Origin of the sequence: Flavobacterium sp. Arc3 (assembly GCF_041431375.1) — a bacterium.
GTDB lineage: Bacteria > Bacteroidota > Bacteroidia > Flavobacteriales > Flavobacteriaceae > Flavobacterium.
Genome location: NZ_JASMRI010000011.1, coordinates 25,740 through 37,488 on the forward strand (window position 1 = coordinate 25,740; position 11,749 = coordinate 37,488).

Below are 11,749 nucleotides of genomic sequence, written 5' to 3' on the forward strand. Positions count from 1 at the left end.
AAAAAATGGTAAAAATCAACTATTTCGCAAACTAGTGATTAAAATTATTATTAAATTTATATCTAATCTAAAATAAAAATCATGAAAAAAATCACATTAGCATTAGCAATTTGCGGTTTAATTTTTACCACATCTTGTAAAAAAGAGGTTACGACAGAAAAGGAAACAGTAGTTCATTCAGATGGAACAGTTACAACAGAACTAGACACTGAAGTTGACTATGTCCTAGATTTGGACAATTCTGAAAGAGAGTACCGTCAAGCAGAAAATGACGTTGCAGACGCTGTGAAACGAGGAGATGCGACCGCTGAAAAAACGGCACGTGAAGCCTCAGCAAAAGCTAAATCAGCATGGGAAAGCACGAAAGCTGCGATGAAAGAGGCGGGTCAAGACACTAAAGAAGCGTATAACAGAACGCTTGAAAAAGCAAAAATTGACTAAAAAATGAAACCAGCCTTAAAGGCTGGTTTTTGTTTTTGGGCATGTCCCACTTCCACTAACGTTACAGCGGGTCAGGCTGTGCGCTGCAATCTTTATGTTTTTAAAGAAAAAACATAAAGGATTTACGCTTCCATCCTTCATGCTACCCATTTTAAACAATATTGTTTTCGTTAATTAACACAAACTTTCGAATAGTAACACACTACATTAATTATATAAAACTGATTCTTAATTATAGTATATTTGATAGGATTACAATCAAAAAAACCAGTTTTTAATCCTATGAAAAACTATATACTCCCTTTACTATTATTATTAACCACTGCACTTTGGGCCCAAGACAATAATCGAAACGAATATCAGCAACAAGAATTTAAGTTGGCGCAAAATTTACTTGAAAATCACGATTATCTGGTCGCGATCAGAGGATTTACAATAGCACATAAGATAAACCCAAATTCAGAAACTGCCCAAATTGCTTTAAAAAAAGCAGATTCTATAAAAACTATTTTGAGGAAGGATAAAATTAATAGTTTAATAGGGAATTGGAAATGGATTTCTAAAGATGCAAATTGGGCGATGCCAGGTGATGGCTTAGTTGCAAAAATGATAACAATTACCGCCGATGAAATTCTGTTTTTTGGATTGTATCGTAATTCAAAAAAGTGGGAATTAGCAAAAACTGAAAAAATTAATTTTTCCGAAAATCCCGAGTCCTATTCTTTTGCAGATATTTTATATTCAAATAACGAAGTCTGGGATTACAATATTAACAAAGATTCAGGTGAATTAACAGCATTTTATATTGGAGAAAAAATAGGAGATAATTATACTCAATTAGTTTGTGGCAATCTAGTTTTTTACTATTTTAAACTGCAGTAAGGACTGACCACACAAGTCTAAAATCGACACTAAGAAATACAACTACCTTATAATCTACAGTAATTACAAATAGAGACGCTACAGTCTGTCTCCACTACCGCATATCGCTACGAAATACATAATTATTATAAATCAACACTACAGCCCTGTATTAGTCTAAGTTTATGGTATATTTGATTACTTTAGAGAAATAAATTCACTGATAAGCTCTATTTGTAAAAATCAAGTAAAAAACTTTAAAAATAAAATTATGAATACTTACACCATCATCGGCCAACTTGTAATCGCGATATCCGTGGGTTACGTCTGGATTTTTAGATTTGACAACATCGTGAAAGAATTCAAACAATATGGCCTGTCTGATTTGACGAGAAATATCGTGGGCGCTTCAAAAATAGCATTGGCAACGTTATTAATAACTGGAATATGGTTTCCAACATTAGTGTTTATACCGGCACTCGTAATGGCTTTTTTAATGGTGTGCGCACAGTTTTTTCATTTCAAAGCAAAAAACCCATGGCTGAAACACCTGCCTTCTTTATTTCTTTTAGCATTATCTCTCTTTGTGGCCCTATCGGCTTCTTAATAATAAAAATATGGATTTCTTAAATGCACTTATTTTCTTTTCGGCAACCTCCTTTCTCGTATACGGGATAGCTTATTTTGTCTCCTCGAACATGAAAAATGAATTTAAACGCTTTGGTCTTGAAAAATTTGGCCCTTTAACCGCTCTTTTAGAACTGGCTGGGGCCACAGGTTTATTTATAGGCTTGCAAAACCATACCGTTTTAGTTCTGTCTTCAGCAGGGTTGGCTTTATTGATGCTTCTTGGCACGGGGGTAAGAATAAAGATGAAAGATTCTTTATTGGTTTCTTTACCCGCCTTTTTTTACTTTTTATTAAACGCATTTATTTTATATGAAACAGTAGCGTAAACCCATCTGAAGCTTTTCATCTTCTTCGTCGATGATTTGAAATTCTTTGAAAGGACGACTAGCTGCCCATTCTTATCACAACCTAAAACAAAAAAATGCCATTCAGAGTCTCCCGATCGTAAGCGATATAGAGTACCAAAGCTGCTAGCCTTTAAAAGACTGGCAGCTTTTTTTTAGGTGAAAAGGTGTGAAAAACCAACAATTCCACTGCGAGCCGCTTCGGAGCTTACAATGACCGTTGGAAAAAGAACATAAAAAAACCCGTTTCTTTCGAAACGGGTTTTAAAATCATTGATAAAATCAATTATGCTTCAACTTCAAATGGAAGTATAGAAACGTAAGATTTGTTATCTCTTTTCTTTTGGAAGTGTACAACTCCATCTACTCTTGCGTGTAGGGTGTGATCTTTACTGATGTAAACATTTGCACCTGGATTGTGTTTTGAACCTCTTTGTCTTACGATGATGTTCCCTGCGATAGCAGCTTGTCCACCAAAAATCTTAACGCCTAAACGTTTTGATTCTGATTCTCTACCATTCTTGGAACTACCGACACCTTTCTTGTGAGCCATGACGTATTAGTTTTGTATTGTTAATAAATTAATTAAACTGCTTTACCGCCGTTTAATTCATCTTGTAATTTTTTTAATTCATCCATTTTACCATCTGCAGCTAATTGTGCTTGTTGAGCCCAAGTAGTTGGATCTAAATGAGATAATTTAGATTCTGATGCTTCTAAAATTTCTTTTACAGCAGCAGCTTTTGCTTTCGCTAATTTAGCAAATGTATCTATACCAGCAGCAACTAAAGCTTCAGCAGCTTTAGGACCAACACCTTCAACAATTTTTAAATCATCAGCTTTTTTAGATGCTTTAGGAGCTTTAGCTTCAGCAACTTTTGCCGCTTTTGGAGCCGCTTTTTTAGCACCTGATGCAGAAATACCTTCGATTAGAATCTGAGTAAGATACTGTCTGTGACCGTTTCTCTTTTTGTACCCTTTTCTTCTTTTCTTTTTGAAAATGATAACTTTATCACCTTTTAAGTGTTGTAACACTTTAGCTTCTACTGAAGCACCTTCTATAGCGGGGGCGCCTATCGTGATTACGCCATTGTCGTCTAACAAATAAACTTTGTCGAAAGAAACTGTAGTTCCTTCTTCATTTGCCAAACGGTGAACGTAAACCTTTAGGTCTTTGCTTACTTTGAATTGTTGCCCTGCTATCTCTACGATTGCATACATACCAAATTGATTTATTGATTTTTAAGGTTGCAAATATACAATTTAATTTTTATTGTGCAATCCCTTAAAAGTAAAAATACAAATTCTTTGCTTTCCTGCCTATTTTCGGGGGCTTACAAGTACTAAATTTAATACCTCCCAGTAAAAAAACGGAATACTAGACATACATCATTAAAAAAAGGTATTTTTGAACTAACAATAATTTATGTTTTTATCTATTGTAAATGCATGTTTATTAATCTTAATAAAAAACAATAATGGGATTAAATAATGCCCTTCTCCTTGGCGGAGTCGCTACTGCTCAAAAAATAGCTTTTGAAGAATACAATCTCGATAATGGCATGCATGTTATTCTGCACCATGACCCTTCGGCACCTGTTGTAATAACTTCAGTGATGTATCATGTAGGATCCAAAGACGAAAGTCCAGAAAAAACTGGTTTTGCCCACTTTTTTGAACACCTATTATTTGAAGGAACTAAAAACATCAAAAGAGGTGAATGGTTTAAAATTGTAAGCTCTAATGGCGGAGTTAACAATGCCAATACTTCTGATGATCGCACCTATTACTACGAGGTATTCCCTTCCAATAACTTAGAACTGGCTCTTTGGATGGAATCAGAAAGACTAATGCACCCGGTTATCAATCAAATTGGGGTCGACACCCAAAACGGAGTTATTAAAGAAGAAAAAAACTCCCGTTACGACAACCAGCCTTACGGTAAAATTTTACCTATTGTTAAGGAAAACATGTTTAAAAATCATCCGTACCGTTGGTCTACTATTGGATCCATGGAACATTTAGACACCGCAACTTTAGAAGATTTTAAAGCGTTTCACAAAAAGTTTTACACACCCAACAACGCAGTTTTAATAGTTGCTGGAGATTTCGAAAAAAATCAAACAAAAGAATGGATTGAGAAATATTTTGGTCCAATCGAAAAAGGCGAAGTCTTTAAAAGACAAATGTTTGTCGAAGAACCAATAACGCACACGATTAAAGCTACTTATACAGACCCTAACATTCAAATTCCGATGGTGGTTGCTTCGTATAGAACCCCTTCTATGAAAACGAGAGACGCTCGCGTTCTCGACTTTATATCATCTTATTTAAGCGACGGTAAGAGTTCGAAACTATACAAGAAAATTGTAGACGAAAAAAAGATAGCCCTTCAAATAGGCGCTGTAGGTTTTAGTCAGGAAGATTACGGAATGTATATTCTATATGGCTTACCGATGGGGACACATACCGCCCAAGATTTACTAAATGAGATTGACGAAGAAATCGTAAAAATCCAAACGGATTTAATCTCTGAAAAAGATTATCAAAAATTACAAAACCAGTTTGAAAACCAATATGTGAGTAACAACTCCACTGTGGAAGGAATTGCTGAAAATCTGGCAAAGTATTATTTGCTTTATGGAGACGTCAATTTGATCAATACCGAAATTAATCTTTATCACTCTATCACTAGAGAAGAAATTAGGGAAGTGGCAAAAAAGTATCTAAATCCGAATCAAAGATTAGTCTTAGACTACATCCCTACTATAGAAGCAGATCTAAATTAACGACTCCGTAACTACGAAAAACAAGTATTCTATTCATCCTATTATTTGTAACAGGAATTATGCAAGCAGAAAATCGCAACCAACCCAAACCTGGAAAACCTCCAGTTGTAAATCTTAAAAAACCACAGACCTTTTTTTTAGCCAATGGATTAAAAGTATTGATTGTGGAAAATCATAAATTACCCCGAGTCACTTTTAACCTGACTATTGACAACCCTCCTTTTGCAGAATACGGCAAAAAGGGAGTAGATGAACTTTGCAGTAACTTAATAGGAAACGGCAACATAAAAATCACAAAAAATGATTTTAATGAAGAAGTAGATTTTCTGGGAGCAAACATTGGTTTTAACTCACATGGAGCTTATGCAAGCGCCCTTTCTAAACATTCTGGTCGAGTACTTCAACTATTAACTTATGGCGCGTTGTATCCTAATTTTACTCAGGAAGAGTTTGACAAAGAAAAAGCAAAGTTACTCGAAGGCATAAAAGCGCAGGAAAAAAATGTTCCCGCAATTGCGAATAGAGCTGTTAACGCTTTGGCCTTTGGCAAGAATCATCCAGCGGGAGAATATACCACCGAAGAAACACTTAACAATGTTACCTTAGACGATGTAAAGACAAATTATGGGGCGCATTTCGCACCAGAAAATGCCTATTTGGTAATTATAGGAGACATCAAATACAAAGAGGTAAAACCTATTGTTGAAAACCTTTTCGGATCGTGGAAAAGGGCTAACACACCCGTCATAACGTATACCAATCCACAAAATGTTCCTTTTACCCAAATTAATTTTATTGACGTCCCTAATGCTGTTCAGTCAGAAATCTCATTAGTCAACACCATTGATTTAAAAATGGCCGACAAAGATTTTTTTCCCGCAGTAATCGCGACCTTCATACTCGGAGGAGACTTTAACAGCTACTTAAACATGAACTTAAGAGAAGAACACGGCTGGACGTATGGCGCCAATACCATTATAGGAGCAGGAAAATATGTTTCAAAATTAAAATCGACGGCCTCAATAAGAAATACAGCAACTGATAGCGCGGTGATAGAATTTATAAAAGAAATTAAAAGAATAAGAACCGAAAAAGTATCTGAAGAAGTACTGAAGGATGTGAAAGCGGGATATATTGGGCGTTTTGTAATGCAGGTAGAAAAACCATCGACCATTGCACGATATGCATTAAATGTTGAAACTGAAGATTTATCTCCTGACTTTTATGAAAACTACATCAAAACCATAAACGCAGTAACAGCAGACGATGTTCTAAAAGCAGCCAACAAATATTTCCTTATCAACAATACCCGGATTATAGTTGCAGGAAAAGCTGCAGATGTTATTCCGGGATTAGAAAAACTTAATATTCCGTTGTTTTATTTCGACAAATTTGGTCAGCCAATAGCAAAACCTACAATAAAATAAAAGACAGCTATTCCAGACTATAAATTTACAAAGACTCCCCTCAAATTCACTGATGGAGAGTCTTTTTTTATTTTTTTTACCTCATAAAAAGACCCGATAATTATACAATAAAGTTATTTAATACCTGAAAAAGATGTAAATTCTTATAAAAAATTATTTTTGATGTAACAATACAATCAAAAACACGACATATACAATAATCAACCTATTAATACCTATGAAAAAATCAATAATGGCGTTAAGCGCCACACTTTTGCTTGGCGGAGCCGTTTCTGCACAAAAAGTAGCCTTCGAAGAATACAATTTAGACAATGGTCTACATGTTATTTTACAAAACGACCCTTCGGCCCCAGTTGTGATAACATCAGTGATGTATCACGTAGGAGCCAAAAATGAAAACCCAGAAAGAACTGGTTTTGCTCACTTTTTTGAACATTTATTGTTTGAAGGTACTGAGAATATCAAACGAGGTGAGTGGTTTAAAATTGTGACCGGTAACGGAGGAACAAATAATGCTAATACAACCGAAGACCGCACGTACTACTACGAAGTATTTCCTTCTAACAATCTTGAGTTAGGTTTATGGATGGAATCTGAGAGAATGTTACATCCTGTTATCAACCAAATTGGGGTTGACACCCAAAATGAGGTTGTAAAAGAGGAAAAAAGATTGCGTTATGACAACAGCCCTTATGGACAAATGATTCCAGAGGTAAAGAAAAAAATGTTCACAAATCATCCTTATCGCTGGACGACTATTGGTTCAATGGATCATTTAGACGCTGCTAAATTAGAAGAGTTTCAAGCCTTCAATAAGAAATTTTATATCCCAAACAACGCAGTTCTTGTAGTAGCGGGAGACTTTAACGCTGCTCAAACGAAAGAATGGATCCAAAAATACTTTGGCGCCATAAAAAAAGGAGCTGCTATTGAAAGAGAAACTTTCGTAGAGAAACCAATTACTGAAACCATCAAAGCAAGATTTGAGGACACAAACATCCAAATCCCAATGGTTGTTGCGGCATACAGAACTCCATCTATGAAAACTCGTGACGCTAGAGTTTTGGATTTTATCTCAACAATATTAAGTGATGGTAAAAGCTCTAGACTATACAAAAAGATAGTTGACGATAAAAAAATGGCCTTGCAAATTGGTGCGTTCAGTTACAGTCAAGAAGATTATGGAACATATATCCTTTATGGCTTACCTCAAGCACCAAGCACATCTGAAGACATTCTTACCGAAATTGATTCTGAAATCCTAAAACTACAAACAGAATTAATTTCTGACAGAGAGTTACAAAAACTTCAGAACAAATATGAGAATCAATATGTAAACAGCAATGCCTCTATTGAAGGAATAGCAGATAATCTTGCAACCTACTACATGCTTTACAAGGATGTAAACTTAATCAATACAGAAATTGAAATGTACCGCACCATTACTCCAGAAGAGATTAGAGCTGTTGCAAAAAAATATCTAAATCCTAACCAAAGATTAGTATTAGATTATGTTCCATCATCAGACAAAGCCAAAAAATAATACAGAACCATCATGAAAAAAACAATATATATAATTTCAAGCCTGTTTTTGACTTTAGCCTTACAGGCACAAGTAATTCCGCAACCAGAGCCTACCGCTCCTCCTACAATTAAGATTGGTAAATCCAATAATTTTGAGCTAAAGAACGGACTGAAGGTAATGGTAGTAGAAAACCATAAATTACCAAGAGTTGCCTACAGACTTAGCTTAGACAACATGCCTTATGCCGAAGGAGACAAAAAAGGAGTAGCAGATATTACCGGTATGCTTATCGGAAGTGGAACTACAAAAACACCAAAAGATGCCTTTAATGAAGAAGTTGATTTCTTAGGTGCAGAAATAAATTTTAATTCAAATGGCGCTTCAGCCAGCGGATTGTCTAAATATTCTGGTAGAATACTGGAATTAATGGCTGATGGCGCATTGAACACTGTATTTAAACAAGAAGAATTTGACAAGATAAAAGCAAAGCTTTTAGAAGGAATAAAAACACAAGAAAAAAGTGTGACCGCAGTTGCTGGACGCGTTGAAGACGTTTTGACCTTTGGAGTAAATCATCCTTCAGGTGAATTTTTAAGTGCCGAAAGCATTAATAAAGTCAACCTACAAGATGCCGTTGCAAACTACAAAACTAATTTTGTACCTGGAAATGCCTACCTAGTTGTTGTAGGAGATGTTAATACGAAAGAAGTTAAAAAAATGGTTGAAAAACTTTTTAGCTCTTGGGCTAAAGCAAGTGCTCCGCAACTTACATATCCTGATCCTAAAAATGTACAAAAATCACAAATTGATTTTGTTGATATGCCAAATGCAGTTCAATCTGAAATCGCAGTGGTTAATACAGTTAATTTAAAAATTACCGACAAACAATATTTTGCTGCAATTTTAGCAAACCAGATTCTTGGTGGCGGTGGAGAAGGAAGATTATTTTTAAACTTGCGTGAAAAACATGGCTGGACTTACGGAGCTTATTCTAATATAGGATTTGGTAAATACGTAGAAAAATTTCGTTCTTCAACATCAGTAAGAAATGCTGTAACAGACAGTTCAGTAGTTGAAATATTAAGCGAGTTGAAAAAAATCAGAACAGAATTAGTTTCTGCTGACGATTTAAAAAATGCAAAAGCAAAATACATAGGTAACTTTGTAATGCAAATTCAAAAACCAACGACAGTAGCACGTTATGCATTAAACACTGAAACACAAAATCTACCTGCTGATTTTTACGAAAATTATATTAAAAATATAAATGCAGTAACAGTAGAAGATATTAAAAGCGTAGCTAACCGATTTTTCTTAGCTGACAACATCAGAATAGTAGTTGTGGGTAAAGGATCAGAAGTAGCTCCTGCCTTGGAAAAACTAAAAATCCCTATGTTTTATTTTGATAAATATGGAAATTCAATAGAAAAACCAGTTTTCAAAAAAGACATACCAGCAGGCGTAACCATCAAAAGCGTATTAGATAAATACATTACCGCCATAGGTGGAGAAAAAGCCGTAAAAGCTGTAAAAACAATCTCTATGGTAGGCTCAACAGTAATACCTCAAGCACCATCACCTTTAACTTTTACTTCAAAAGCGGATGCAAAAGGAAAATTAAGTGTAGAATTAGCAATGGGAACGATGAGCATAATGAAGCAAGTAGTTACTGAAACTAATGCTTATGTGTTGCAACAAGGACAACGCAAAGACTTTGAAGGAGCTGAATTGACTGAAATGAAAAATAGCGCAGTCCTATTCGACGAATTACAGTTGGCTAAAAAAGAAGGAGTAGCACTTGATGGTATCGAGACTATTAATGGTAAGGATTCTTATGCCATCAAAGACGGTAAAACTACCCTTTATTATGATGTAGCTACTGGTTTAAAACTAGCAGATTCAAAAACAATGGATCAAGGCGGTAAATCTATTACTCAAGTAACTAATTTTGGGGATTATAGAGAAGTTAAAGGAGTGAAAGTCCCTTTTAACATTATCCAAAACGTAGGTTTTGAATTGGATATCAAAATGTCCGATGTAAAAATCAACGAGGGAGTTACAGATGCAGATTTTAAATAATCAAATCCCTCATTAACAAATAAAGGCTATCTTAATCGATAGCCTTTATTATTTTATAAATATCTAGTTTAAGAATATTACTTTTTAGCAGATAAATACACTCCTATTAATATTATAAAAGCTCCTAAAAACTGAACTGACGTTAGCATTTCATTATCTAACAACCCCCAGAAAAAAGCCACGACCGGAATTAGATACGTTACCGAAGTTGCAAAAACTGGCGAAGAAATCTGAATTAGTTTAAAGAATAATATATTTGCAATTCCAGTACCTACTACTCCCAAAATCATAATAAACAGTACCGAGTGCTGCACTTTTTCCACTGCCATTACATCATAGAAGCCTGTAGCATACAAAATAGCCAAAGCTGGAAATATCAAAATCAAGAAATTCCCTGTTGTAATACTTAGCGGTGTCAAATCAGAAAGGAAGCGTTTAATTAAATTGACATTTATAGCATAGCAAATAGACGCAATTACTACTAAAATCGCATAATAATAATTTTGATTGGGATGATTCATAGCACCATTAAAAACCAGAAGCAAACTACCAACCAAACCAATAAGAACACCCCAAACTTGTCTTTTTTGGAAACTTATACCAAATACTACCGCTCCTAATATCAATGTACTTAAAGGTGTTAAAGAATTAAGTATTGCCGTAACTGCACTATCTAATTCTGTTTCGGCAATAGCAAAAAGAAATGCAGGCACAAAAGTCCCAAAAACAGACGTTAAGGCAATATATTTCCATTTTTCTTTCGGGATTTTCGATAAACTCTTAAAACCAATCAATAATAAGAAAACAGCAGCAAAAATTATTCGAAGCGAGCCCACTTGAATTGCGGTCAAGCCAATTAATCCTTTTTTTATTAAAATAAATGAACTTCCCCAGACTAAAGAAAGCACTAATAAATAACCCCATTTTAACTGTTTCGATTCCATGATTCTAATTTTACCCCAAAATTGTATTATTTTTATGAATTAGCTCTACTTTTTTAAGTAATTTTGTTTTCGGTTAAAAAAATAGTTAAAACCCTTAACATCAAATCATAATGAACATTAAAAAATCAATTGCTGTTATAGCATTAGCGGGACTTTTGTTTGTTAGCTGCAAAAAAAACACTGAAGAAGCGCCAAAAGAAACTGCAAAAACAGAAACGGAAGCTCCAAAAGTAAAAAAAGAAATCGCTGCCGAAAACGTACAAACTGCAAACTTCTCTGTAGAAGGAATGGTATGCGCAGTAGGTTGTGCTAAAACAATTCAAGAAGAACTAACCGAGCTTGACGGAGTACAAACAGCTACGGTAGATTTTGATACAAAATTAGCAACGGTAACTTTTGATAAAACAGTACAAACTCCTGAAAGCTTAACTAAAGTAGTTCAAGCAACTGGAGATGGAAAAACCTACACCGTTTCAAATATGAAGTCGTAAGTACACCTCTTTATTGTATAAAAAAAGCATCCATGTGGATGCTTTTTTTCTATACAATATGAATTTGATTTTATTAGGACCTCGTCTTTTTGATTGCCATTTTCAAAAGAAAGAACATAATAGTAAAAAAAAGAATTGAAGCTACTACAAAGAAATAATTAATCAAATAATAGGCGTCTCCAATATTTACTGTAAAAAAGAAGTCACTAAAATAAAGG

General features: G+C 34.7%; 12 protein-coding genes. 9 read left to right on the forward strand and 3 right to left on the reverse strand.

Going from position 1 to position 11,749, the window contains the following annotated elements; all coding sequences use genetic code 11:
• Positions 1 to 81: 81 nt before the first annotated feature.
• The 4 genes from QO200_RS09670 (at position 82) to QO200_RS09685 (ending at position 2,258) form a co-directional block, all read left to right on the forward strand.
• The gene (locus QO200_RS09670) at positions 82 to 441 is read left to right on the forward strand and encodes a hypothetical protein (protein ID WP_371539180.1); all 360 of its coding nucleotides are present in this window, start codon (positions 82 to 84) and stop codon (positions 439 to 441) included.
• Between the two features lie 282 nt (positions 442 to 723).
• Positions 724 to 1,323 carry a hypothetical protein gene (locus QO200_RS09675; RefSeq protein ID WP_371539182.1) on the forward strand — a complete coding sequence of 200 codons (600 nt, stop codon included), beginning with the start codon at positions 724 to 726 and terminating at the stop codon, positions 1,321 to 1,323.
• Positions 1,324 to 1,573: 250 nt separating this feature from the next.
• Complete coding sequence (locus QO200_RS09680) at positions 1,574 to 1,909, forward strand: DoxX family protein (RefSeq protein WP_371539184.1); 336 nt, start codon at positions 1,574 to 1,576, stop codon at positions 1,907 to 1,909.
• A gap of 10 nt (positions 1,910 to 1,919) precedes the next feature.
• Positions 1,920 to 2,258, forward strand: a complete 339-nt coding sequence (locus QO200_RS09685; RefSeq protein WP_371539186.1) for a DoxX family protein — start codon at positions 1,920 to 1,922, stop codon at positions 2,256 to 2,258.
• 304 nt (positions 2,259 to 2,562) lie between these two features.
• Here the strand turns inward: QO200_RS09685 and rpmA are convergent, their stop codons facing one another.
• The gene (gene rpmA / locus QO200_RS09690; RefSeq protein ID WP_091082981.1) at positions 2,563 to 2,829 is read right to left on the reverse strand and encodes a 50S ribosomal protein L27; all 267 of its coding nucleotides are present in this window, start codon (positions 2,827 to 2,829) and stop codon (positions 2,563 to 2,565) included.
• 32 nt (positions 2,830 to 2,861) lie between these two features.
• Positions 2,862 to 3,497 (reverse strand): 50S ribosomal protein L21, encoded by a 636-nt coding sequence (rplU, locus tag QO200_RS09695; protein WP_371539189.1) that lies wholly within the window; start codon positions 3,495 to 3,497, stop codon positions 2,862 to 2,864.
• Positions 3,498 to 3,754: 257 nt separating this feature from the next.
• Here rplU and QO200_RS09700 point away from each other — a divergent pair, with 257 nt between their 5' ends.
• From QO200_RS09700 to QO200_RS09715, 4 genes are all read left to right on the forward strand, one after another.
• Positions 3,755 to 5,065 (forward strand): M16 family metallopeptidase, encoded by a 1,311-nt coding sequence (locus tag QO200_RS09700; protein WP_371539191.1) that lies wholly within the window; start codon positions 3,755 to 3,757, stop codon positions 5,063 to 5,065.
• Between the two features lie 59 nt (positions 5,066 to 5,124).
• On the forward strand, positions 5,125 to 6,492 hold the full coding sequence (locus tag QO200_RS09705; RefSeq protein WP_371539194.1) for a M16 family metallopeptidase: 1,368 nt from the start codon (positions 5,125 to 5,127) through the stop codon (positions 6,490 to 6,492).
• A 217-nt stretch (positions 6,493 to 6,709) separates the two neighbouring features.
• Positions 6,710 to 8,035 (forward strand): M16 family metallopeptidase, encoded by a 1,326-nt coding sequence (locus QO200_RS09710; protein ID WP_371539197.1) that lies wholly within the window; start codon positions 6,710 to 6,712, stop codon positions 8,033 to 8,035.
• Positions 8,036 to 8,047: 12 nt separating this feature from the next.
• The gene (locus QO200_RS09715; RefSeq protein WP_371539200.1) at positions 8,048 to 10,096 is read left to right on the forward strand and encodes a M16 family metallopeptidase; all 2,049 of its coding nucleotides are present in this window, start codon (positions 8,048 to 8,050) and stop codon (positions 10,094 to 10,096) included.
• A gap of 77 nt (positions 10,097 to 10,173) precedes the next feature.
• Here QO200_RS09715 and QO200_RS09720 read toward each other — a convergent pair whose 3' ends face one another.
• Positions 10,174 to 11,040, reverse strand: a complete 867-nt coding sequence (locus QO200_RS09720; RefSeq protein WP_371539204.1) for a DMT family transporter — start codon at positions 11,038 to 11,040, stop codon at positions 10,174 to 10,176.
• 110 nt (positions 11,041 to 11,150) lie between these two features.
• On the opposite strand from QO200_RS09720, the gene QO200_RS09725 reads away from it, so the two are divergent.
• On the forward strand, positions 11,151 to 11,531 hold the full coding sequence (locus QO200_RS09725; RefSeq protein ID WP_371539205.1) for a heavy-metal-associated domain-containing protein: 381 nt from the start codon (positions 11,151 to 11,153) through the stop codon (positions 11,529 to 11,531).
• Positions 11,532 to 11,749: the final 218 nt, after the last annotated feature.